Genomic DNA, 23,450 nt, shown 5'->3' with positions numbered 1-23,450 from the left:
GTGATGATGTGTATTCGCGGAGCATTGATCCGTGTGATTGGCTGATGCAAACGCGGTCGTTTATGAATCTGACCCGGAAGGCGGGTTTACAGAGTAAAAGGCGGTTTAAAACGACGCAACCCAGGCCACTTTACGTCCGATAGCCGAGTTTCATTATCATTAAACCTGCCCTGCTAACGGGCGCAGAGCAGGTGATCAATCATCACACAGACAATGATCGTATTGTAGTGATCAGCAAAATAAGAAGCGACACTAGCATCCTGATTTCAGGCGTTAAACTTTATCAGAAAACGTGCCTGATAATAGTTAAAACGCCTGCAAACAGAGCACATATTCCGGTCAGGATGACAAACCAGTTAATGAATCCACCGCGAAGATGATGCAATGCCGGGATTCGGTAAAATGCATATTGAGGCAGAAAGAAAACAATGAATACGCTGACGGGGACCATAAAATACTTGATGATGTTAATAACATCCAGATTGGCTATGGTGGGTATGATGGTAATAAAAAAGACGACCACGACAGATACAAGGCGCATTCCCGTTCCGTTTGAAAAGGCGTCGTTGCATCCGAAATTATTAAGCGCCATTCCAGTCAGGCTTTCACGCGTGGCAACAAACTTACCCTGGAAGGCTTTCATCGCCGCAAAAAATATAATTATCTGAGAACAGATGGCAAGCCAGGGGGCGTCAAACTTTCTTGCCAGTATTGACAGCGATGTCAGATTCTCGAGGCGCGCTTCCTTAATGTCTGACGGCGTTAAGGAAAAGATACACCCGAGCGAGAAAAAGACCACGGTTGATATGATGATTATCAGTGAAAGAACGAGGATCTGATTTATTTTTTCGAAAGCCTGTTCACCGTGGGTCTGTTTATAATGAGCAACCAGGCTGGAAACGATGGGCGTGAAGCTGAAAGCAAAAATTAATACCGGAAGGTTATTGAAGAGGGATTTTGCAATCTCCGGTATTGACGTTGTATTCGCCTCCGCGGTAAGGAAAGAAGTATTCCAGTGTGGAACTGACATAATGCCAAAAAAAATCAAAGACAGGATGAATGGGAAAACGATTACCCCGACAACTTTTAATATCGTCTCTGTTTTCCCTAAAGAAATAAGCGACATCAAAAAGATTATTCCGAAAACGGTAGCGCCCCTGTTTAAGGAAGGAAATCCCATCTGCGTTTTGAAAAAATCCAAAAATGTGTTGCTCATTGTTATGGCATAAACGGCCAATGATGGGACCATAATGAGAAAGTATGCCACGGTAAGTAATTTTACCGCTTTCCCTCCCAGTAATTCGTTGGTTGTGTCGATAAGATTGCTTTTTGACGTTCTCGTCACCGTTCCTGCCGAGATATACAGTGAAAGCACGCGGTACGTAAAATAAGTAACCGGAAAAGCCAGAGCAATAAGTATCATCATTGACCATAAGCCGGCGCTGCCCAGACTCACAGGCCAGAAAAGCGATCCGCTTCCGACGGCACATCCATAAATGGCTAAAATCCACATTATATCTGTTTTAACGGTGTTCCCGGTTATTTTTGGCGTAAGGGTACTGGAAGACATGGTAATCTCCATTTCACGAGGGGATGTTATGTTTATTTAAATTATTTTATTCAATGCGGAATCAAGATCGTTAATAAGTAACTGACAGTCTTCCAGGCCTACAGACAGCCTGATAATAGAGGCGGTGCTGTCGTGATAACGCCGGGAAGACAGACTTTCAGGCGAGTAATAGGCAATCAGGCTTTTAGTGCCACCATAGCTGGCTCCAATTCTGAACCGGGTCAGGCTGTCAAAGAAGCGTTCGAGGCGACGTTCATCTTTTAACGTTAAAGAAAAAACAGTTCCATATCCATCAAAGTATTTCTTATAGAGACGATTGTCTTCGGAAGATGCCAGTCCGGGATGAAACACAGCGGCCACGGCAGGATGCTTCTCAAGCCAGTGAGAAATAATCTCAGCCGAAGAGGACTGTTTCTCCTGGCGTAATGAATACGTTTCAAGCCCTCTTATCGCCAGGAAACAGTCGTCGGGGCTGACATACATGCCCATAATATCCTGCAACTTTCTGAGACGGGCATGGTGTTCATTATCAACAGTGCTGATGCTGCCCAGCAGAATGTCAGAATGGCCATTCATCATTTTCGACACCGCCTCGACGACATAATCCACGCTAAACCTGAAGGGTCTGGACAGCAGCGGACCTCCCCACGAATTATCGACAACCGTGAGAATATTATGTCGACGCGCTAGCATGGCAATTTGTTCAATATCCTGTATTTCCATTGTCAGTGAACAGGGTGACTCAATTAAGATCAGCCGGGTGTTGTCACATAGTGCATTCTGTATAAAAGCAGTATCTCGCGGTGGGCAGAATGTTACTTCAACGTTTAGCTGTGCTAAATAATCTGTTAGAAAGTCACGTAACGGCCCGTAGCAGGAATCAGGCGCAATAATATGGTCTCCGCCCTTCAATGTTGACATTAATACCAGCACCAGAGCGGCCTGGCCTGAAGGAAGTACAACGGTATTTCGGCTGCCTTCCAGACCGGAAATTAACTTTTCCACTTCGCGGTGGGTGGGTGAGCCCGTAATGCCGTAACTGAATCCATCCGGCTGCCTTTTCTTTCTTTCTTCGAAACTTTGAAAATCCTCGAAAACAATTGTTGAACCTCTGTAAACCGGCGTCGCCAGAGATTTAAATGAATGTTTATCATTGTTCGTTTTCACGGCTTTTCCTCTTGTGTTTATACGCTGCCCCCACTATTGCGCTTAAAAAAGCGTAATTCTATACTGGAAGCTAATGACTTCATAAGTACAGGTAATGGGAAGTGTACAGAGAAATTGAAACCTTCAGAGCAGTTATGCTTACAGGAAGCGCAACAAAAGCAGCTGAAATGATTGGTGTTTCTCAGTCTGCCGTCAGCCAGAAATTAAAAATTTTTGAAAACGAATGCGGGCTTGTGTTGTTCAGGCGAGAAAGGGGCAGGTTAGAAGCCACGGAAAATGCTCACCTGCTTATGAAAGAGGTTGAAAAACATTTTCGCGGTATAGAACTGATTGAACACAAAGTGAAATCTCTCAAAAATCGCATTGATACAACCATCCATCTTGCGGCTCACCCGGTGTTCGGGCAAAAAGTGATTCCGAAAGTGATTGCTGACTTTGTCAAAGCCTCTGTGACGAAAGTCAAATTTTCTATTAACAGTTCTCGTGATATTTATGAAACCGTAGATTCGGGAGAACTGGATTTTGGTCTGGTAGCAAACGAAATATATGGCAACAGCTGCGTTTTTTACAGTTTCTGCACGGTGCAAGGTGTATTCATTACGCCAAAAAACATGCTCAGCGCCTCAGTAAAATCGGTCAGCCTTACAGAGATAGCCGATCAAAACTTTATCGCCCTTAACTCTGAGGATACGACGAGAATAGCGCTGGAAAAAGAGTGTCGGTTAAAGAAATTAAGCTTAAACATGCTCGTTGAAACGCCATATTGTCATACGGTGTTAGAAATGGTGACGTCTGGGGCCGGTGTGGGTATTGTGCATCCTCTGACCCTGGCGGGGATTAACGCTGAAGCAGTAGATGTATTTACGCTTCGTGAAAATATTACTTTCGGGAGCAATTTGATTTTCAGAAAAGACAAGGTGTTGAAAGCCAGCGCAAAAGACTTGATAAAAAATCTCAGAATTCAGACGGCAAGAGAATTAAGAGAAGTGTCAAAAGTCCATCATGTCGATATCAAGGTAAAGCAATTCAATATTTGACGGTTTAATCTTTCCATTCTGCGTATTTAACTTTCAGATGGCCGTCTGATTTACCTCAACTCCGCCTGTCAGTTCAGTAGACAAGCGACCTGCGTTTTTACTTAAGTTGTCACAGTAAAAATACCTGATGGATGGCTGGCTGAATGCAAACAGGCACCTATCGCAAAGCGGGTAAGTATTAAAAAAACACGCCTGTTCCCTTGCCTCTCTGTGCCTCGGTTTGGTGAGACGGGAGCTTTACCATTCCCCGCTTCGGGTGAGTAAACAAACCGGTTATTTACCATGGTGATCTGAAAGAGGCTGAGAAATCAGACCTCATGATGAAGGTGCCTGGCAGGGTCTGGACGCCATTTCCTGCAACTGTTTCCCCGCGTTACACAGGCAATATTTCATTACTCTCTTTAGCAGCCGGTATCATCAAACTGTCACAGAAAAATTTTTGAATACCTGAGGCGCGTCTTAACACCGCGCCCGCTTTTGTGAACATGTTTCTCATTTCGCTGAGTGCTGTCCGGGCAAACAGCGATTAACTTACTTAAGCTGAGAGGATTCATCATGTCTCTGTCTGTCATTAAAAATGCAGTTAAAACCACAGCTTTGGCCACTGTCGTACTGGCTGGCCTGCAGGTGTCTTCGTTTGCAAAGGATCTGCCTTCTCAAATGACTTTCGGTGCAGTGGCAACCGGCAATGTTTCTCCTAAAAAGCCTGATGTTTCTATTAATGAACGTGCAGTTAAACTGGCCGCGTGGCATCACCATCTGGAGATTAACCAGGCCTGTGATGATCCTTCGCTGGGTGTGGGTCCGAGTTGCCCGAACGATGGCAACGCATAACGAGTAAAATCGACAGACACCGTTCACAGGTGCGGTGTCTGTGTTTCCTGAACTGACCGGCTACGGGCCAGTCAGCTTTCTGCCCGCAGGGTATCTGAGCTTTTATCCTGCGCCTGAACGTCTTCCGGCCCAATAACAGGACAGCAGACCGCCATACGGGGCAGACAGGGTAAGCGCGTTCACCCTGGTGATGGCAGGAACCGCCTCAACGCGTTTCTCAGCCTGTGAGGAAAAAACGCCAAATGTTCCGGCTGTGGGAAAAGACCAGAACCGGTAAATGTAACGCTATTTAGCAGCGCTGGCCGACAGGATTGAAGTCACCTGCCGCAACCAGAGTGGTGCGACCGTCAGCGACATGAGTGCGTCATTGATCATGACCTACTGGCAGGCCAAAACAGCACGTATCGACGTGACAAAGGCACTTTACCGCTCGGTGGCAGAGCTGGATAACCAGCCGCTGATTGATACGTTTAGCAAGCGGGTAAACAGCGCGACAACAGCGATGCTTACGAGCGCCAGCAACATGACGTTTCCTGACGTCAGTAGCGTCAACCTGACGCTTATCACCGTCATATTTGGCACCGTGCGTAATGTGTTTGAGCAGGACCTTACGCCGTCAAACGCGGACAGGGTGATCCGACAGCTCATCACCATGTGCAATGCCTGTCTGGATACCTTCAGGACGGGGTAACGTTCCTTCTGCGGTAAGTTCCGTTGGCCGGGCGGGGGCTGCGGTAAGCGACTTTCGGCGTGCATCCCGGGCACATTGCTTTTCTGCTGCGGAAAACCAGCTTACCAGCAAAAAAGTGTAAGGTGTCGTGCGCAGAATGGCTGCGTATCGCTGACGTTTATCCTCTGTACGCACGGCGCATTTATTAAACGTCCTGGCTGGCATCAGATACACCTGAGCCCCGCCGTGTGCGACTTGCGCATGCTGTAAACGTACGGCGAAGGTAAGGCCGCGCAAAACATGCCGAACCGCTGCTAACAGGTTGCGTATGGCCAACCAGGCGGAGAACAGGAGTAAGGAGCTGACGCTGATGGTCGGTGACGTCGCTCCGTCATTTGTCCAGGCGCAGGCAGAAAAGATTGGGGGATTTAGCCCGCAAATTTCATATATGCACACCTGATCAGGTAAGGTTCGACTGAATAATATGCCCAGACTGACGACAGGACATTCAGGTCATGCTGACTGTCACCTGAATAGGCTTTTAACAGTTTATCTTTCTTGTCTTTGGACAGTATCACCTCTTCAAGCGTGTCTTTCATCGCTTTCCGGACATCGTCAGGCGCAGCTTTAAAAATCTGGCTTGAAAAAACGGTATCAGACAGCGCTTTCATTTTTTCAGGGTGTCCAAACGCGTCAAAGATGACGGCATCAGAGGCGGCCTGAATTAACGGAATGGACGTGATGTGGCAGTATTCCTGTACTGTTTTAAGGTCTGGCGTCTGAGCCGCGAGAGCATTGCCTGTCATCAATAAGAAAAAATAAATTAATCGTTTCATAACTACCCTAGTGTAAAACCCCTGTTACAGAAACGCGGTCTGCCATAAAGTGAGAACACGACGTCATCGGGATAAAGTGAAAGGGGAAAGGTGCAATCTTTGCCCGTCGGGTATTAAACGCTGAAATATGAAGTATTCAACGCCTCTGCTCAGCGCTAAAAGCCAATCCCTGGTCGCGATCACAAGACGAATATTAAGTGTAATGCTTTTCGCTTTCGTCCTTATGCGGGTTGACGTCAGACGCGTATTCATGCTTTAAAACCACAGAAAAAAGGGGCCCGGACGTGAGCCCCAAATGACTGCATTAACTTGCTATCGTTTATAGAGTGTTACTCACCGGTTAGCCGGTTCGCTTAATGATAATCGGCAAAGTAAATGTAAATTGCAAGTTTTTGATTATGTTGAAATATAATTTATATATTAGTCCGAATATCTCAAGTAATAGTATATTTCGCTGATGATTTGCGTTGTCAAACCATAATGGACCAGTTCTTTATAGAATGTATAAAGCGCCGGGTGACAGACAAATCATAATGCGAAATGGTATCCGCCAGGACCTGGATGCTGATGTAATCCAGGCCTGCGTCAACATAGTTAATCAACGTGCTGTTCGCATCCTCAATAACGCGCTTAATACAGCTGTTTTATTGCCTGCAATATATTGCTGTGCATTCTGATTTGCCTTCGGTGAGCCGATAGCCCTGAGATGGCGGATATACCGCCGGGGCTGGCCGGCGGTATAACCTGTATGTCAGAACTGCGTCCAGTTATTCTCGCTACTCTGGTATGTTCCCGCCAGCGGCTTTAATGTTACTGGTTGCGCGTCAGATCTGCCCGGATGTGGCTTGATATCGGGCTTTCTGAAGTTCCCGTCTGCACCAGGCGTAAACGCGGCGACCAGGCCGTTCAGCGCTTCTGCCTGTTCGGTCAGAGAGCGGGCAGCGGAGGACGCTTCTTCAACCAATGCGGCGTTCTGCTGCGTCACGTCGTCCATCTGATTCACCGCCTGATGCACCTGGCTTATTCCCAGTGACTGCTCCTGCGCTGCAACCGAAATTTCTTCAATCAGATCGGTGACCTGACGGACTGCATCATCCATTCGCGCCATGTTCTCACCAACGTCACTGGCCTGAGACGCTCCGGCCTCTACAAACGCGATGGATGATTCAATCAGCTCTTCGATTTCACGCGCCGAGGCGGAGGATCGCTGTGCAAGATTTCTGACTTCGCCAGCCACGACCGCAACAGAAGTCGGTAATCGTATTCACTGACAGTCTTTTTTGATAAAACATTAACCGGCCCTAAACGTCTGGCCGGCTAATCAGGGTTTTTTTCGACAACATTATTATGACCTTAATGAGTGTAATTATATTTTATTTAATGGCGGTATTTTATTGTCAGTAATGCGGATTTACTGAGGTTCAACAACCTTTTCAATATGATACTGTTTCATATTGAGTACCTGTATCATTTTTCCCCGGTGTTATCCACGACCAGCTCAACCGGTATGGCGACTTTATGTTGACGCAGAAGCCTCACCAGCGACGAATTTCTGCGCTCAAAATCCTGAACGGCCACTGACAGGATCGCCACCCGCTGCGCCAGCGTTGCGCTGGCCTGCTGGAGAGACCGTAATCGATGATTAGCCCCTGCCTGCTCTGGTTCCTCTTTACTTTTCTCCGTACTCACGGTGTCCCGGCCAGCACGAATCTCTGCCAGTTTTTCTTTCATATCCGGATAACGGTTCAGCGTGGCCCGGGAGCGCCCGGCGGCCTCATACAATGCTTTTTCTGTTACCGGCGCGGAAGGATTGGCGGCAATGGCAGCAAGCGCCTGCTCAAAGGCCATCCGGGTTTCATCCCTGCTGATAGCATATCTGCGCCGCAGCGCCACTTCCTGTCGGGGATTACGAGCCATGGTGAACCTCCTGCAGATGGATAATCGCTTTACGCATACGTTCGATTTCCTGGTCCAGCGCAACCCGCTGCAGCGGACTCAGTTTAGGTACCCGCCGCATGGCCTCCGCATCAGCGATGGCAGTCTCCCAGGCGGGCTTATGCTTCGCGGAGATGCAGGAATTGGCGCACCGGTCCGGATGTCGCCCATGCCGGGTCGGCGAGTAAACGCTGGATCATTGCCGTCAGCTGGTGAATGGCAAACGCGTGACGCAGCATGTGGGGGGTACAGGAAACGCCTGACCGTTGTGACGCCCGCCGGAAAACGGCGTGCCACCGCGCCGTTTTCATCGGCCTGCCGGACTCTGACAGCCACAGTTCTGCCGGGCGTTCACGGGCGCTGAGCATGGCAACGGCATTTTCACGATCTTCTGCGATATACCGGAACACCGTGCGAAGCACGTGCACGGGAATACGGATGACGCGAACCTTCCGGCCCTTTGTTCCCCGGTGTAACGTCAGGGGAACCGTCTTTTTCCCCCGCCATTCCACGGCATCGGGATCGGGCAGATCCCCCAGAAGCAGGCTGTTTGCCTCATTAATACGCATCCCCGTTGAAATCAGCAAATTGGCGAAGGCGCGATCCCGCTCCGCTGTTCGCGTACCGCCAAAGGCGGGCCTGAACTGAGCAAGATAAACCCTCAGGGGAAGGTAGCGAACCGGGCTGGCCGGGACTGACTCCATAATCGCTGACCTGACCCGCTGCGTGCCCGGGGCGGCGGTCATGCGACCCGCCCTGATATCGCGATACGTAACGGGGCTTTTGGCTATTTCCCCGGTCATGGCGGCCCATTCATAAAACCGCGTCAGCGCCGCAGCAATATTGTTCCACGTCCGGGCCGAGACGGGGCGTTTCTGGCTGAACCGCCTCTGCGTGTAGTAATGCCGCAGAACACTGCGATCGACCGCACGCCAGGCTATTTGTTGTTGATCGAGCCAGCCCAGAAACCGGGTAAGATGATAGGCATAGGTACGCCAGGTATTACGCCCCGGGCTTGATGGATCAACCAGGGACCGTAAAAAGGCATTCACTTCACGGTCAAATACCCCATCCTCCCCGATGAGAAAGGGCTGGCCGTCAATAATACCCAGCCGCTCTGCCACGCCCGCCAGCTCCGGTGTACGGCTCAGGTCGGTGAAAACCAGCATGATGATCGCCCTCCAGACAGGAAAAACAGATACCACCGCACCGGCGCATATTATCCGGCAGATTTCATCTGGCGGTGTTACCAGCTGCCATAGGGATAGGTTTTCCCTTTGATAAAATCTTTTATGTCCTGGTCATACCCATCGGGAATGCTGTAGTTGAAATCAATCCGCGAAGGGACGTCTTTACAGGCATCCAGTTTATCCCCGGACAGCGTGGTGATTTTTACCGGCTCAACCGGCATATTAGCGGCCGGGCCGCTGTTCTGGAGCCAGATGCGCACTTTGCCTTCAGGTGCCAGACCAAACAATAATGTTTTATACCAGGCGGTATTTCCTCTCCGATCTGTGCCGGTTGGTACCGACATTTTTTCCCGCAGGGCCGGTGAGAAGGTGATGCGCGTCTCGTAGGTCTTTTTATCGATGACCGAATCCCAGCAGAACAGCATCAGCGCTGGCGGGTGACGGACTTTGTTGAACTGGATCCCCACACCATAGGTTGTGTTATTCCAGGAACCTACCACATCGGGATCACTCTGCGTACTGTCCAGCGTACGGAAGGTGGAGACCACCTTTTCGTTGTCGATAATCAGCGCTTTCGTCACCACCGCCGGTAATGCCCTGGGGGTGAAAAACGCAAAACCAACCTCCCCATAGGGCATTTCACCGGTGTCTTCCGGCGTCTGCGCTTCGCCTGCCCGACAGCCGCCGATCATGACCAGCATCAGCAGGGGAAAAAGGGCTTTCAGCTTCATACCTTTTTCCCGTCCATGCTGTAGACCGAGCGTTTCCACTGCTCATCCGGACGGTTGATAAAGCCAATCAGCGCTGAGGGCGATGCGCCCCCGTGGATGAAGCCGTCCGTATTGACCACGATGGCATTCCAGTTGGCCGAACAGTGAATATACTTCTCAGCAATCACGTCCAGCTCATCCTGACTGAACGCCTGTGCCGTCTGGCCGCTGCGGACAGCTTTCCCCATCGCCAGCGCCTTATCCCGGAGGGGGGTGAGCTCATCCGGAATGACGAGTTCTTTGTCTTTACTCAGAATGGGCTCAAATACCACTCCGGCTTCCTTTGCGGCCTCAAGCATCACCCTAAGCGCCACGCGGGACCAGTCGTTTCTGACGGTCCGCTCCCGCAGGGTCAGCGCCGCAAAGCTGCGCTTCTGCACCTGGCCGTAGCGGTCCGGAGGAAGCCTGTCGTCATGCCAGGTTTCTGCCGAAATGTCATTTGTCCGCAGCAGAGGGGCAAGGCAGGGCGATTTATCCAGCGTCTGCAGCTGCGCCACGGCCTGCCGGTAGGCCTGCGTCTTTTCACCGGGCTGACTGTACGGGACCGTCTCCGTTACCGGACGCGTCAGAAAAAGATGTTCTTTAGTGACCGGCAGGTATCCGCCGCCGATATCGGAATGTGCGCCGGGCAGCGCCAGTTCCGGCCAGGCCGGTTTCACGCTGTTCAGCGCAAAGTTGAACCGACACTCGTTCGCGGCGGTGATATGAAACACCTTCTCTGCCACACCGGGACGCAGGGTGAGCTTCACGTCACCGGTATCCGCGCTGTGCGGGTTCAGGCCGTTAACCGGGGTGCCAATGGCGGCAACGGTATCGAAAATGCCGATGAAGCGGGTTTTACCGGCAGGAGAACCCTTGAAGGTCGTATCCGTCATGGCCTGCCGGATGGCGCTGATAATGGCCGGGTCTTCGGACTGGATGCGGTTGGCAAAATGGCGTGCCGCCGCTGCACCCCGGCTGAAGCCAAAAATATCGAACTGCAGGGCTCTGACGATAAGCTTGCCGTCAGCCTGTTTTTTACCAACAACCTCCAGCACATCCTGAATGCTGTCAGCCAGCATGGAAACCGCTTTATTCGTTTTGGCAACGACACCGGTATCAGAGATACCAAACCCCTGTCCCAGTTTGCTGTCAGGTTTACCTGCTTCCGTACCAATGCCATCAATGTAAATGCCCGTCTGAACATCTGAATCGTTACCGGACAGGGATTTCTTATATAGCGTACTCAGCCAGTGTATATTGGTGTAGTACCCGGTATAACTGATTGCACCGCTGCCCGACACGCCAAGATTTTCCCGGGCGCATTTTGCCAGAATGGACCCGGCTTCCGGGTCATCCAGGTTGTAATGTTCTGCGGTATACGCCTTCAGCATGTTCTGCGTGTTAACAGCATTGTTGCCCGTACCGTCGAAAAACACGCCTATTGTCAGCGTTATTTCCCGCTTCTTTTTCTTCGCCGCCTGCGCGTGCTGTTCCGGTTCTGACTCTGCCCCGGAAACCAAAGGTACCATCCTGGGGTTATCTGGCACGGACACCACGCCCGGCGCAATCAGATAATGGGTCCCGGCCGGGCACCCACAGCGAATGACTGAGCCATCCACGGCGACAGCAACACTGTTTGAGTGACGATGATCACCACTGACAATCACCCCGACCTCGCCACATTTGGGGCAGGGTGACGTTTTGTCACCGATATAGAGTTTCAGCTTCCCCATAACCGACATGCCGGGGCGGGCGGCAATACAAAATGCACCTGTGGACGTTTCGTCCCCGTCAAGTCCAACGTTTTTATCGTGAACAGTACAGCCTCTGTTAACCCGCATCGTATTCAGGCCTCTTCCGCCAGAAACGACTGACACATTGGAACACCCTCACGGCGAACCAGCCACGAATGCCCTGTGGCGTACTGATTATTTCATCACCGTTATCCAGCTGACTGCCAACCAGTGCCACGCCGGTACCGTCAATCGCGCTGGCCTCTCCCGCACCGGTCACGACTTTCGCCGTCCGCCCGTCCGGGTAGGCCACTTCATCCCCGGCACGCGCTACATTCGCGTAGCTTCCGTCGTCCAGCATAAGCTGATGTCCCGTATCCGCCGCCCGGACGATGCCACCGTCACGGGTCAGGCTGCCGTCAGTCGCAATACGGAAGATGGCATTCACCGGGTGTGAACGGCAGAAGACTTTCTGCTCTTCAATCAGCGCACGCGCTTCATCGCTCATCTCAGCCAGTTGCTCAGGACTGAAAGGCGAAACATCCTGACAGGCCAGAACATCCGGGGTTAGTTCGTTGGTATATTGCTGTTCCATATCAATTCCTTCTTATTCCTGCGATAAAAGCGCCAGCAAAAGTTATTCGATGGCAGACATATCCCATGATGAGAGACTGCAGATTTACACAGGAAGAAGGGATAATAATTGGGCATGATCAATGCAACATGAAACGCTGGCTACTTAAACAATATAAGTGAAATTCTACAATTTCACTTTAAAGTAATTATTGACGAAAAAGGTCCCCTAATGACGGGCAGGAAAATCGCTTCGACAATGTCTACAGGCTCCGCTCTGGACATCAGGGCAATGCGGATCTTTGTCGCTGTTGCAGAGGCAGGGAGTTTTGTTGCTGGCGGCAAGGCGATGGGGTTAACGCGCTCTTCTAACCGGGTAAAGCGATAACCCGGTTAGAAGAGCACCTGCAGACAAGGCTTTTTCAACGCACCACGCGGCGGTTATCTCTGACCCCAGAGGGGCATGAATTCCATCACCGCTGCTGCAGATTACTGGAAGACATAGAAGAAGCCGAAGCCAGTATCCGGCATAATTCACCAGTGCCAAAAGGCATTCTGAGACTGACCGTGTCAGAGGGTTATGGCAAAATGGTTATCCTTCCTTTTCTCCAGACGTTTTTACAGAACTCACCAAATATAAACATTGAAGTCAGCCTTAGCGATCGGGTTGTCGATCTGGTGGAAGAAGGATTTGACCTTGCCGTTCGGGTAGGCAGTGCAGCCACAAGCCATCAATACATCACGCAGGTGATCGACAGAGCAAGGTCACAGCTATTCGTATCACCGGACTATCTTAAGCAATGGGGTAAACCGGAATCACCTGCTGACCTCAAAGAACATCGTCGTCTTGTTTATGGTTTAGGAGCGGCTTCAGGCGCATGGACACTCTTTGACGAGGAGCATGGGCAAATAACGCTGAACGGCAGGAACCATGTCAGGTTCGACAGCGGCGATGCCATACGCTTAGCTGCCATAGCCGGATTGGGTATCGGTTATTTACCTTCATTCATGATTGAAAAGGATATTTTAGCAGGGCACCTGGTACAGGTATTGGCTGATACACGAGGCGAGGAGGTTGCTATCCATGCTATTTACCCCACTCGCTTACATCTCTCCCTGAGGGTGCGCATTTTTATTGATGGCCTAAAAAACTTTCTGAGTAACCATAAAAAAAGAAAGATCTCTCGTTGAGAATATATATCTCCATTTCTCGCTCAACGCGGGCATTATAAGCAACGAGGCCTGGTTAAAAAAGCAGCAGTCTATGACAGTTAGATGATTTCTCTACGACACAGTTAAAGAAAGTAACTATCGTGGCGATAACGGTATAGCGTGATATACACGCTTTAACTACAAGGACTTAACATGGCCGTCATTAACACCAATACGCTTTCACTGGTTACGCAGAATAACCTGACCAAATCACAGTCTGCTCTGGGCACGGCAATTGAGCGTCTCTCTTCCGGTCTGCGCATCAACAGCGCTAAAGACGACGCAGCCGGCGAAGCCATCGCTAACCGCTTTACCTCTAACATCAACGGTATGACCGTTGCAGCCCGTAACGCCAACGACGGTATCTCTCTGTCGCAGACGGCTGAAGGCGCACTGACCGAAATCAACAATAACCTGCAACGCGTACGCGACCTGACCGTTCAGGCGCAGAACAGCTCTAACTCAGCGTCTGACATCGACTCAATCCAGGCGGAAGTTAACCAGCGTATGCAGGAAATCGACCGCGTCACCAAACAGACCGACTTCAACGGCATTAAAGTCCTGAACACCGGTTCCGGCAGCACCACCTACAACTTCCAGGTAGGCGCAAAAGACGGTCAGACAATCGGCATTACGCTGAGCGCAAGTGACGGCTTCGACCTGGCGGCAGCGGGGCAGTCTGGCACCACCCAGAATACCGAGACAACCACGGGCCAGACCGTAAACGGCAATGCCCGCAGCACCTCTGCTATCGGCTTCGACGTTCTGAAGGGCGCGGTCACCGGCGGCACTGGCGGGACGGCGTCCAGCAATACGCCGCTGGCCGACATTGATAAAGCGATTAAGGCGGTCGACAACCAGCGCAGCCTGCTGGGTGCGTCTCAGAACCGTTTTGAGTCCACCATCAGCAACCTGAACAACACCGTGACCAACCTGACCGCTGCCCGCAGCCGTATTCAGGATGCGGACTACGCGACGGAAGTGTCAAACATGTCGCGTGCGCAGATCCTGCAGCAGGCGGGGTCCTCTGTATTGGCACAGGCTAACCAAGTGCCGCAGACCATGCTGTCACTGCTTCGCTAACAGACGCCGGTGAGCTGCATTCCGTAATGCAGCTCATCAGCATTCAGCGCCGTGAAGCGTAAGCGCTCTTCCTGCCTGCACACCCTTTGATACAGTCCATAAAACAAGCAAAATCCAATCCATATTTTGTCGCTTCGCGCTTTAACGCATATTCACCGATGACCAGGCCCGGTTTTGGACCCGTAGTAGAGGCAGTAAAGGGTAGGATGCGCAATTTAGTCCGAGCCCGGCAAAATGGGATGTTGTGTTGAGTAGTGGGCACACTCCCCGGAAGCCAACCAGAAAGTGTGCGATAAAACTGAAGGGTGCAGTGGTAATTTTACAGGCGCGAAGAGGCATCCAGCCGGATCTGCAGACGGCTTATGTTTTCGGTTATCTCCGCGGCTCTGTCAGCCAGTTCGCGGATTTCGCTGGCAATAACAGAAAACCCTCGTCCCTGCACGCCGGCTCTGGCGGCCTCAATGCTGGCATTCAGTGAGATGAGTTTGATCTGAGCGGCAATATTGGCATTTTCAGAGACCAAATCAGCGATCTCACTGACAGAGGCTGATGCCTCATCTCTTCGCTGGCGTTCATGTTCAGCCTGAACTTCCTGGTCTTTCAGCGTCTGTATATCGATCAGCGCCCCGACCGCCCGCAAAGGTATACCCTCTTTGTCCCGTCGGGTCTGCCCACGTGCACGGAACCACCGGTAATTGCCGTTTTTGAGTTTAACGCGGTATTCAACGTCATAACCTGTTGCGCCCGAATGGTCGTTAAGGTGTTTGATAAAGGCATCCAGCGTGTGCTGACTGTCGTCGGGATGGAGGCGGGAAGCCCAGCTGTCAATCACATCAGGAAACTCTTCAACGGTTTCGAATCCAAGCAGTTTTCTGAACTGTGGGGACCACCAGAAAACGTTATTCGGATGTAAAGGGTCACCATTGATGATCTGCAGGTCCCAGAGCCCGTCATTCAGCATTTCACGCGACAGGTTGAAGCGGGTCATGACAATGTCATATTCGCTTTCGTGCGCCACGTCCTCACTGATGTTCAGCAACGTACCTGTCAGCCTCTGATTATGGCCGTCAGCGCCGCGCTCACGTTTAACGGCTACCTGAAACCATTCGTAGCTGCCGCCTGCCGTCATAAAACGGCATTTATGGGTCACACCGGAAGCGGCAGAGGGTTTAACGGTTCGTAAAAGCTGTCTGAAATGACTTTTGTCTTCATCATGAACAAGCGAGCAAAGCGCCGAGAGAGTCAGGATATTGTTGCCCCCTTGCGGAAAATTAAACGGCGCGGCAGATGAAATCCAGAGCGGAGTGCTGTCGGTGATGTCTTTCCCCTCACAGACCCACAAGAACTCTGGCAGCAGAGTCAAAAAACTGTCCAGACGATCGGATAACGTCCCGCATGGCGGCACTTCTTCGACGGGCACCTCCTGGCGTGGCGGTAAAATGACTTCTGGCGCGGGCGGGGATTTCCTGAATAATTTGCCTAACATAATTGCTCCCTGTGATTAAAATTAACTACAGACAGGTTATCGGCCATGTTGCAGGATGCATAAGTCAGCTAAGTGATTAAATTTTCTACTGTTTAGCCGGGCAGCGTTGTCTGCAGATCATGTAGGGTAATGCCCGAATGGGGCTTTTTTCGCGGGCCGGTCTCTTACAACGCAGAGAAGGGAAACGGGGCAGGCCTTATAATCACAGACCGCCGCCAAAAAATATTCGCGCCTGGCAGACGCAATACAGCCGATAAATCTGACCACAGCAACCGCGATATCTTTGCCAGTCTTTTGCTTTTGCCGTCTTACCCATCATTTACCCCTGGTTATTACAGGCCCACGTGAAGTAGGTTATCCACTCCGCCATCATCGCCAACAGGAAATCCGGATGAAAAACGTTTTCGCGCTGTTGTTTGGTCTTGCAACACTTATCCCGTTGAAGGCTTCGGCTGACAGTACATTTGTGTTTTTCCGTCATGGCGAAAAGCCCGACAATGCCAGCGGGCAACTGACCTGCAAAGGGCTGAATCGCGCCCTGAAACTGCCGAGGGTATTGCTCAGCCGCTACGGTAATCCCGATGCGCTTTATGCCTCGGCACCAAAAGAGGATAAAACCGGCAGTTCACTGCGCCCGCTTTCAACCCTTATTCCTCTGGCGGTACAGGTTTCTCAACCCGTCATACTGCGCTTTCACGCCGACAAGCCCAATAAGCTGGTCGCGGATCTGCTGGCAGAAAAAGCGGTGCCTCTGACGTTTATCTCCTGGGAACACAAAAATCTGGTGACCGCTGCGCGCAGGCTGGTTGAAAAAACGGGTGGGGATGCCGGGCAGGTGCCGGACTGGCCAGCAACCGATTTCGATTCTATCTATGTGGTGAAAATTGACGACAATCAGCATTTTAAATCCTTTAAACAGGATGCCGAGGGACTGAATGGCGTTTCATCTGACTGTCCTGACCGGTAGAAATGAATGCGCAGATGGTTTGTCATGAAAGCCTGTAACGAAGCCGCTAAAAGACAGCGATGCCTGATGGCTGAGAAACGGGAAAGGGGAGAGCTGAGAGCGGCGCGTTGAGCATGAAAGAGGCCAGCATCTGCATCTGGCCTCTGTCGGGGTCAGACCCTGAACGTTTCCACAATCGCCTGGAGCGCATGCGCCTGATCAGACAAACCGTGAGACGCGGTGGAAGATTCCTCAACCAGGGCCGCGTTATTTTGCGTGACGCCATCCATCTGACTGACAGCGATGCTGACCTGCGAAATACCCTGCATCTGCTCAGTCGATGCCAGTGAAATCTCATCCATGGCGGACGCCAGTGAGCCGACCATACCGACAATCTTCAGAATACTTTCCCCCGTTCCCTGTGCGACGCCCACGCCGCTTTCCACCTGCGTAACCGCCTGCTCAATGAGCTGCTTGATGTCACGGGCTGCCGTCGCACTGCGCTGCGCCAGTGTTCTGACCTCCCCCGCAACGACCGCAAAACCCCGGCCATCTTCACCGGCGCGCGCGGCTTCTACGGCGGCATTGAGCGCCAGAATATTAGTCTGGAAGGCGATGCTTTCAATCACGGCGATGATGTCGCGAACTTTAAGCGCACTGGCCGAAATCGTGTGCATGGTATCCGACATTTTCTGCACGTCAGTTTCCCCCTTACGTGCCAGCAATGCGGTCTCACGGGCAGACTCGGCGGTCTTCTGCGCACTGGCGGCATTGTTTTTCACCGTTGTCGTCAGCTCCTCCATACTGGCGGCCGTTTCCTGTAACGCGGCGGCCTGCTGTTCGGTTCGGGAAGACAGCTCGGTATTGCCTCGTGAGATTTCATCGGCCGCCAGCGAGACGGAAGCGGATGAGGCTTTAATCTGCGATACCAGGTCACGCAGGTTGTCCTGCATGCCTGCCAGTGAGGCCATCAGGCTGAAAGCATCATCGCGGCGAAGTTTAACCGGCGTACTCAGATCGCCGGCGGCAATGGCGGCGGCCAGCGCCTGTGCCTGGGCGGGTTCTGCGCCCAATTGTTTCTTGATACGGCGCGTAATCAGCCAGCTCATGACAAAGCCCAGAGCGATAAACACCACGGTGAGTACGCTCAGCGACAGGAACACGCCTGCCAGCCCCGTTTCGGTCTTCACTGCCGTACCGCCGGTCACACGATCCTGATAAGCCACCATATCGCTGACGGCTGAGCGGTAGTTCGCCAGGTCCGTCAGTAGCGCGTTGTCGATATGTTCACGGACGGCATTGGCGTCCTGTTGCAGGGCGCGCGTCGCACTGGCCTTGAAAGGCGGCGATGACGTTTCGATTTTTTTCAAAAAGTCAGAGGCTTCATCCACTTCGCTGAGGTTAATACCCGGAATGGTACGCGCTCCGTTAATCAGCGTGCGGAAGTGGGCAGTGGTGTCATCACTGTTTTGTTGTAATGCCGCAAATTTTGCAGCGATATCCTGTATGGATGCGTGCCTGTCACCCGAGGATGCCGCCAGAAGCAGCGTAGTTTGCTGTGCAACATTGTCCTTAATGGTCTGTAAGGTGCGTAAATCATTCAGTCGGGCCACCGTCAGCTTCTGCTGATCTCTGACCGTACTGAGCTTGATACCGGCAAAAAGGGTAATACACACGCCGAGCATGATGACGGTCAGGAAAGCCGCGTTGAGCATCATGTTGAGTGACATTTTTCCTGGTCTGAACATAAGGTTCTCCATACGAATTGTTTCCGCTAATGCTGCAAAAAGGTTATCGGCAGGCCCGGCCAGACAAGGAATAATTTACATATTCAGTCTCTGTCTTTACAAAACCTACCCGCGTGGCGGCTTGTTCAGGATGAAGCAAGGCAGCGGTAGCACCGCGTTTTTGCTGCGGAGACAAGCCAGTCTGCCGTGACGGTGCCCCTCGTCTTCCCGGGGCGTTTGTCAGTGACGCGCCACGCAGGACGAAAAAATTTCGCCCCAGCCCGATCATCACGGTCAATGCGCCGCCTGGCTGCGGCTCTTCAGCAGCCTGTCAGCAAGGCAGGGCAGGGGCTTAGCGGGGATCATGCGAGGTGATTCGCAACTGAAAAGCATAAATCACTACGGTTCGCTTGTTTAATGCCGATAACACGATCACAGCGCAAGTGCTGGCAGAAGAATGAAAGGCAAAACGCCCGGCGTTTCCCGACGTGCAGCAATATGATGCGGCCATCTCACGGCGGCTCAACCTTTCATGACTGACTGAAAGAGAGGGTGACGGCAGACATTCCGCCAGCGCGCCTTTTTCAGATATGAAACCTCGTCATTTTATGAGGACTTAACGACTAACCGATCACCCATAACGGCCGGATGAAAACACGCGGCAGGTTGCAGGCACCTGAATGAACACGAAAAGAAAAAATGCGACATTGCATACCTGCTTTAAGAAACGGCTTCAGGCCGGTGAATTTACGCCTTATTTTCAGCCGATTGTGTCGCTCGAGGATGAGCGGGTAGTCGGCTTTGAAATGCTGGCCCGCCGCGTTTTACCGGACGGGCTTATTATCCCGCCCGATCAATTCATTCCCGAAATGGAACGTCAGGGCCTGCTGAATGAACTGACCGCCGTCCTGTTAACTCAGGGCATCCTGACCGCAGGCACCTGGCCCGAACAGCAGTTTTTATCGGTTAATGTTTCGCCTTCCCAACTGAAGGGTTGTCATCTGCCTGACATCATCAAGCACGTGGCAAATCAGTACGCCTTCAGTTTGCCCAGGCTCAAGATAGAAATCACCGAAACGGCCCTGATAGATGATGTGGATTCTGCGCGTGCGCAGATTGATTACCTTTCAGAGATGGGCTGCATGATAGCAATGGATGACTTTGGCACCGGCTTCTCAAGCCTGGCCTGGCTCATTCAGCTTCCTGCCACCACAATCAAAATCGACAGCAGTTTCATTCGCTCAATGCTGCACCAAAAGGACAGTCGCAAGATTGTTTCCAGCGTTGTCGGCCTGGGACGCAGTCTGGATATGGACGTGATCGCCGAAGGGGTTGAAACAGAGGAAGAGGCGGAAATGCTGCGGAAAATAGGCTGCACCTATGCGCAGGGCTATTTATTCGGCAAGCCGCTGACCGCAGATGAGACGCACGCGTTGCTACTCACCCGACCGGGTAAAAAATTTCATCGCAGGGTACAACGCATGTCTCTCGATCAGCGCGCGCATCAGATCTCGTCCATGTACGCTGCGCCTGGGACCTCCATCTGTTTCCTCAACACGGATCTCCGGATCGTGGATGCCAGTGAGACCTTCGCCGAACGCGTCTGCTGGGAACTGGACGATCTCATCGACCGTTATATCTATGAAGTCATCCCTTCGGAGGCGGATAAACTGTTATGGCTTCAGGATTTCCGCGAAAAAGGGCTGCCTTATCCGCCTTATGAAGTGACGCTGCCGGGCGGTCGAATTGATCTGGTTATCATTACCCGGGTGGAGGATGAAGCCAAAGACTTGCTGGGCTTCTGTGTATTCGGTATCGACATCAGTAGCCGGATGGGCACAGAACACCCTGTGGAACAGGATTTTTCCGCTAAACAGCAGGGCGCGGAAAGTAAGATATTACCGGGACGTTCAAAACCAGGCTGAATGGGCACGCTGCCGCATCGTAAAAACCTGCGCCCCCGCAGGCACCTCATCGGATGGGGCAGGCCGGAGATCACTTACCTGCTGTCATCTCTCTGCCTGATAGCGTTGTGCACGTTTATGTCTGCACACCGGTCTGACCCGCCAGACCGGCTCAGCACCGAAGGAAAAAACCGTTAGCACACAGGCAGGATCAGTGTATTGCCTGAATCTGTATTGACAGAGTAAGCATCGGCAGTCTGTAATTAAAGCCCGGCGGGAACGGGCCACAAGCGCGAATACTGCCATGATAAATTAACACGCAGAAAGGTAATATAAGCCAGGCCGTGATAATCCCCTGCCGGGCATAATGCGCAACCTGTGAAAAATAAACACGATTTTCTGTCAGGCATAAGGAATGCATGTTTTCGGATACCGTCTGTAATTAATCTGTTCAGGTTTACGGCATTGCTGTGCATTAAATCAGCAGGCGGCTTCGCTTTTCTCCTTTGTAACTTCCGTTCACATAATCACCTTCTCAGATAAGTCATTGTAAAAAAAGTCTAAGTTATTTTTATTTGAATTAATTTTCACGATGAGCAGCAATTTTATTTATCTCAGTTACGCTTTTAAGACTGATTTAAAAAGAACATGAAGGCAAATCTTAACCACGAAGGAGAAATGTATCGCAGGTCATTCCAGAGGGAATCTGTCATTATTCCGCTGTAGTTAAATTTGTCGGAAATATCCGAAAATATTGCGCAACCCTAATTATTTTAAAAACAGGGCAGGCAATCACGCTTTTTAGTCACGCGTATTTTAAGCGAACGGCCTCTTTCCACAGCGAACGCACGATTAGCGTCAGGCTGATTAACCAGCCCAGAAAATCCGATGCCGCTCGCCGTCCCGGTCAGGGCCGGTGGGCGCCAAATCATCAATGACCCGAGGGGAAAAATATGAAAGCAGTCGTTTATAACGGACCATACGATGTGTCAGTAAAAGACGTGCCCGATGCCAAAATTGAGCGTCCCACGGATGTTCTGGTTCGTATCACCACCACCAATATTTGCGGATCTGATCTTCATATGTACGAAGGGCGTACCAGCTTCGAACAGGGCCGTATCCTGGGCCATGAAAATCTGGGGCAGGTGGTAGAGATCGGCAGCGGTGTGGAGCGCGTGAAAGTCGGAGATTATGTCTGCCTGCCTTTCAACGTCGGCTGCGGATTCTGCGAAAACTGTGAAAAAGGGCTGACAGGCTTCTGCCTGACGACCAATCCAGGCACGGCAGGGGCGGCGTACGGCTTTGCCGAAATGGGGCCCTGGTCTGGTGGGCAGGCAGAATTATTGCGCGTACCCTTTGCCGATTTTAACTGCCTGGTGCTGCCACCCGATGCGGTTGAAAAGGAAGACGATTACGTCATGCTGTCTGATATTTTTCCCACCGGCTGGCATGCCACTGAACTGGCGGGGCTCAAACCTGGTGAAAGTGTGGCTATCTATGGCGCTGGGCCGGTAGGACTGATGGCGGCGCATTCGGCGATTATCAAGGGTGCCTCCGAAGTGTACGTTGTGGACACGCATGCCGACAGGCTGGCGCTGGCTGAAAAAGTCGGTGCCATTGCCATTAATGCCACCGGGGCCGATGCGGTAAATAAAATTCTCGACCTGACGGATGGCCGGGGCACCGATTGTGGCTGCGAATGTGTGGGATATCAGTGCTGTAACAAACATGGGGTTGAAGATAACGCCGACACCATGAACAGCCTGGTGGCCTCCACCAAAGCGACGGGCGGCATTGGTGTGGTGGGCGTATTTGTGCCACAGGATCCCGGTGCTGCCACCGATCTGGCGAAAGAAGGTAAAATGCCTTTCGACTTCGGCAGCTTCTGGTTTAAAGGCCAGTCTGTCCGCACTGGTCAGGCAAACGTCAAAGCCTATAACCGCCAGCTGGCGCGTCTGATCGCGCTGGACAAAGCGAAGCCGGGACAAATCATTTCCCACCGGCTGCAGCTGACAGAAGCCGCAGAGGGCTATAAACATTTTGACAACCGCGACAGCGGGTGGACAAAAGTGATTTTAAAACCCTGAATAATTCGCAGTTAACCGGGCCGCCGCAGTCTGGGATCTCGTCTGAGTACCGGGGACCGAACTGTTGGCGGTTAAAGACGGCCCCTGTGGTTAGCTGACTGACCGATGACGTTTTATCTCAACAGCATGGGTGGCAAAGTACGAGGCCGCCTCGCCTTCACCGTGCCAGCGTAAGTCACAGCCCATACCTGCTGTGGAAAGGTCTGGTACAGGGCGGCGTTTATAACACGAGAGAAACGTGAATATAATCGTTTGGCATCCGAAAGTGTGCACCGAAAAAACGCGGGTCTGTTATATGAGAACGCTACGTCATTTTACTGGCTTTATTTTAGCGAAAAAAAACCGCCGGCGCGGCGGTTAAGTGAAACAGTGAAATTCGGTTTGGGGGAAACCTGTCGCTAAGTTAATTTCACAAAATATTTTTTCGCAAGCGTAAGCGGCAACCAAAAACTATCAGGAAGGGAGCAAAAAAAAGAATTTAAGAGTTTTCCTGGTGGCTGCCTGCCTGTTTCATATTCCGTTGGTATAAGAATCCTGTTTCCGATATTGCGCTTACACTTTGTTACCCCTTTTCCCTCAAATTCTCCTGCCGTCTCGCCTGATTTATCGACTGAGCACAACTAGTTTTAACAGGAAATAAAAATTACCTGGCCTTTATACAGGCAGAAAGCCGATGACCGCTTATCCCATCCGCGAAAAGAAAAAAGG

At 51.5% G+C, this 23,450-nt stretch carries 18 protein-coding genes and 1 pseudogene; 8 read left to right on the top strand and 11 right to left on the bottom strand.

What is annotated here, in order from left to right:
- Positions 1–283 precede the first annotated feature (283 nt).
- Positions 284–1,570 (bottom strand): aromatic amino acid transport family protein, encoded by a 1,287-nt coding sequence (locus C1N59_RS12095; RefSeq protein ID WP_394549587.1) that lies wholly within the window; start codon positions 1,568–1,570, stop codon positions 284–286.
- A gap of 36 nt (positions 1,571–1,606) precedes the next feature.
- A complete protein-coding gene (locus C1N59_RS12090; protein WP_394549586.1) occupies positions 1,607–2,737 on the bottom strand; it encodes a trans-sulfuration enzyme family protein in 1,131 nt (376 codons plus the stop codon).
- Between the two features lie 101 nt (positions 2,738–2,838).
- Here C1N59_RS12090 and C1N59_RS12085 point away from each other — a divergent pair, with 101 nt between their 5' ends.
- The 3 genes from C1N59_RS12085 to C1N59_RS12075 all read left to right on the top strand — a co-directional run bounded on the left by C1N59_RS12085 (position 2,839) and on the right by C1N59_RS12075 (position 5,299).
- A complete protein-coding gene (locus tag C1N59_RS12085) occupies positions 2,839–3,774 on the top strand; it encodes a LysR substrate-binding domain-containing protein (RefSeq protein ID WP_394549584.1) in 936 nt (311 codons plus the stop codon).
- 555 nt (positions 3,775–4,329) lie between these two features.
- A complete protein-coding gene (locus C1N59_RS12080; protein ID WP_394549583.1) occupies positions 4,330–4,608 on the top strand; it encodes a hypothetical protein in 279 nt (92 codons plus the stop codon).
- Positions 4,609–4,963: 355 nt separating this feature from the next.
- A complete protein-coding gene (locus C1N59_RS12075) occupies positions 4,964–5,299 on the top strand; it encodes a hypothetical protein (protein WP_052133161.1) in 336 nt (111 codons plus the stop codon).
- Positions 5,300–5,706: 407 nt separating this feature from the next.
- On the opposite strand, the gene C1N59_RS12070 is transcribed toward C1N59_RS12075, so the two are convergent.
- The 7 genes and pseudogenes from C1N59_RS12070 to C1N59_RS12040 all read right to left on the bottom strand — a co-directional run bounded on the left by C1N59_RS12070 (position 5,707) and on the right by C1N59_RS12040 (position 12,319).
- Positions 5,707–6,114, bottom strand: a complete 408-nt coding sequence (locus C1N59_RS12070; RefSeq protein WP_033737925.1) for a hypothetical protein — start codon at positions 6,112–6,114, stop codon at positions 5,707–5,709.
- A gap of 751 nt (positions 6,115–6,865) precedes the next feature.
- A pseudogene (locus tag C1N59_RS12065) lies at positions 6,866–7,357 on the bottom strand (methyl-accepting chemotaxis protein); the annotation flags it as partial.
- 224 nt (positions 7,358–7,581) lie between these two features.
- Positions 7,582–8,031: a hypothetical protein gene (locus C1N59_RS12060; protein WP_185199862.1), complete on the bottom strand. Its 450-nt coding sequence runs from the start codon at positions 8,029–8,031 to the stop codon at positions 7,582–7,584.
- Positions 8,032–8,168: 137 nt separating this feature from the next.
- A complete protein-coding gene (locus tag C1N59_RS12055) occupies positions 8,169–9,218 on the bottom strand; it encodes a tyrosine-type recombinase/integrase (protein WP_394549582.1) in 1,050 nt (349 codons plus the stop codon).
- A gap of 77 nt (positions 9,219–9,295) precedes the next feature.
- Positions 9,296–9,970 carry a DUF2931 family protein gene (locus C1N59_RS12050; protein WP_185199864.1) on the bottom strand — a complete coding sequence of 225 codons (675 nt, stop codon included), beginning with the start codon at positions 9,968–9,970 and terminating at the stop codon, positions 9,296–9,298.
- Positions 9,967–11,832, bottom strand: coding sequence for a PAAR domain-containing protein (locus tag C1N59_RS12045; RefSeq protein ID WP_394549580.1), 1,866 nt, complete (start codon positions 11,830–11,832; stop codon positions 9,967–9,969). The genes C1N59_RS12050 and C1N59_RS12045 overlap by 4 nt, the downstream gene beginning before the upstream one ends.
- Complete coding sequence (locus tag C1N59_RS12040) at positions 11,822–12,319, bottom strand: PAAR domain-containing protein (RefSeq protein WP_394515094.1); 498 nt, start codon at positions 12,317–12,319, stop codon at positions 11,822–11,824. The genes C1N59_RS12045 and C1N59_RS12040 overlap by 11 nt, the downstream gene beginning before the upstream one ends.
- Positions 12,320–12,837: 518 nt before the next feature.
- On the opposite strand from C1N59_RS12040, the gene C1N59_RS12035 reads away from it, so the two are divergent.
- Positions 12,838–13,488, top strand: coding sequence for a substrate binding domain-containing protein (locus C1N59_RS12035; RefSeq protein ID WP_394549579.1), 651 nt, complete (start codon positions 12,838–12,840; stop codon positions 13,486–13,488).
- A gap of 174 nt (positions 13,489–13,662) precedes the next feature.
- A complete protein-coding gene (locus C1N59_RS12030) occupies positions 13,663–14,592 on the top strand; it encodes a flagellin N-terminal helical domain-containing protein (protein WP_039340776.1) in 930 nt (309 codons plus the stop codon).
- Between the two features lie 319 nt (positions 14,593–14,911).
- Here the strand turns inward: C1N59_RS12030 and C1N59_RS12025 are convergent, their stop codons facing one another.
- The gene (locus C1N59_RS12025) at positions 14,912–16,078 is read right to left on the bottom strand and encodes a methyl-accepting chemotaxis protein (protein ID WP_394549578.1); all 1,167 of its coding nucleotides are present in this window, start codon (positions 16,076–16,078) and stop codon (positions 14,912–14,914) included.
- Positions 16,079–16,469: 391 nt separating this feature from the next.
- Here C1N59_RS12025 and C1N59_RS12020 point away from each other — a divergent pair, with 391 nt between their 5' ends.
- Positions 16,470–17,045, top strand: coding sequence for a histidine phosphatase family protein (locus C1N59_RS12020; protein ID WP_054633940.1), 576 nt, complete (start codon positions 16,470–16,472; stop codon positions 17,043–17,045).
- A gap of 152 nt (positions 17,046–17,197) precedes the next feature.
- Here the strand turns inward: C1N59_RS12020 and C1N59_RS12015 are convergent, their stop codons facing one another.
- Positions 17,198–18,772 (bottom strand): methyl-accepting chemotaxis protein, encoded by a 1,575-nt coding sequence (locus tag C1N59_RS12015; protein ID WP_205950067.1) that lies wholly within the window; start codon positions 18,770–18,772, stop codon positions 17,198–17,200.
- 659 nt (positions 18,773–19,431) lie between these two features.
- On the opposite strand from C1N59_RS12015, the gene C1N59_RS12010 reads away from it, so the two are divergent.
- Together C1N59_RS12010 and C1N59_RS12005 are read left to right on the top strand one after the other, a co-directional pair.
- Positions 19,432–20,676 (top strand): sensor domain-containing phosphodiesterase, encoded by a 1,245-nt coding sequence (locus tag C1N59_RS12010; protein WP_394549577.1) that lies wholly within the window; start codon positions 19,432–19,434, stop codon positions 20,674–20,676.
- A gap of 932 nt (positions 20,677–21,608) precedes the next feature.
- Positions 21,609–22,742 (top strand): glutathione-independent formaldehyde dehydrogenase, encoded by a 1,134-nt coding sequence (locus C1N59_RS12005; RefSeq protein ID WP_394549576.1) that lies wholly within the window; start codon positions 21,609–21,611, stop codon positions 22,740–22,742.
- Positions 22,743–23,450: the final 708 nt, after the last annotated feature.

This window comes from Pantoea sp. SGAir0183 (genome assembly GCF_043545505.1).
The sequence above is the reverse complement of the archived record's forward strand: the minus strand, read 5'-3'. Positions and strand labels throughout refer to the sequence as shown.

What these genes read in the sequence shown, in the direction of transcription:
- C1N59_RS12095 (WP_394549587.1), bottom strand. Translation starts at nt 1,570, where the DNA reads ATGTCTTCCAGTACCCTTACGCCAAAAATAACCGGGAACACCGTTAAA.
- C1N59_RS12080 (WP_394549583.1), top strand. Translation starts at nt 4,330, where the DNA reads ATGTCTCTGTCTGTCATTAAAAATGCAGTTAAAACCACAGCTTTGGCC.
- C1N59_RS12075 (WP_052133161.1), top strand. Translation starts at nt 4,964, where the DNA reads ATGAGTGCGTCATTGATCATGACCTACTGGCAGGCCAAAACAGCACGT.
- C1N59_RS12070 (WP_033737925.1), bottom strand. Translation starts at nt 6,114, where the DNA reads ATGAAACGATTAATTTATTTTTTCTTATTGATGACAGGCAATGCTCTC.
- C1N59_RS12060 (WP_185199862.1), bottom strand. Translation starts at nt 8,031, where the DNA reads ATGGCTCGTAATCCCCGACAGGAAGTGGCGCTGCGGCGCAGATATGCT.
- C1N59_RS12055 (WP_394549582.1), bottom strand. Translation starts at nt 9,218, where the DNA reads ATGCTGGTTTTCACCGACCTGAGCCGTACACCGGAGCTGGCGGGCGTG.
- C1N59_RS12050 (WP_185199864.1), bottom strand. Translation starts at nt 9,970, where the DNA reads ATGAAGCTGAAAGCCCTTTTTCCCCTGCTGATGCTGGTCATGATCGGC.
- C1N59_RS12045 (WP_394549580.1), bottom strand. Translation starts at nt 11,832, where the DNA reads ATGCGGGTTAACAGAGGCTGTACTGTTCACGATAAAAACGTTGGACTT.
- C1N59_RS12040 (WP_394515094.1), bottom strand. Translation starts at nt 12,319, where the DNA reads ATGGAACAGCAATATACCAACGAACTAACCCCGGATGTTCTGGCCTGT.
- C1N59_RS12030 (WP_039340776.1), top strand. Translation starts at nt 13,663, where the DNA reads ATGGCCGTCATTAACACCAATACGCTTTCACTGGTTACGCAGAATAAC.
- C1N59_RS12025 (WP_394549578.1), bottom strand. Translation starts at nt 16,078, where the DNA reads ATGTTAGGCAAATTATTCAGGAAATCCCCGCCCGCGCCAGAAGTCATT.
- C1N59_RS12020 (WP_054633940.1), top strand. Translation starts at nt 16,470, where the DNA reads ATGAAAAACGTTTTCGCGCTGTTGTTTGGTCTTGCAACACTTATCCCG.
- C1N59_RS12015 (WP_205950067.1), bottom strand. Translation starts at nt 18,772, where the DNA reads ATGTTCAGACCAGGAAAAATGTCACTCAACATGATGCTCAACGCGGCT.
- C1N59_RS12010 (WP_394549577.1), top strand. Translation starts at nt 19,432, where the DNA reads ATGAACACGAAAAGAAAAAATGCGACATTGCATACCTGCTTTAAGAAA.
- C1N59_RS12005 (WP_394549576.1), top strand. Translation starts at nt 21,609, where the DNA reads ATGAAAGCAGTCGTTTATAACGGACCATACGATGTGTCAGTAAAAGAC.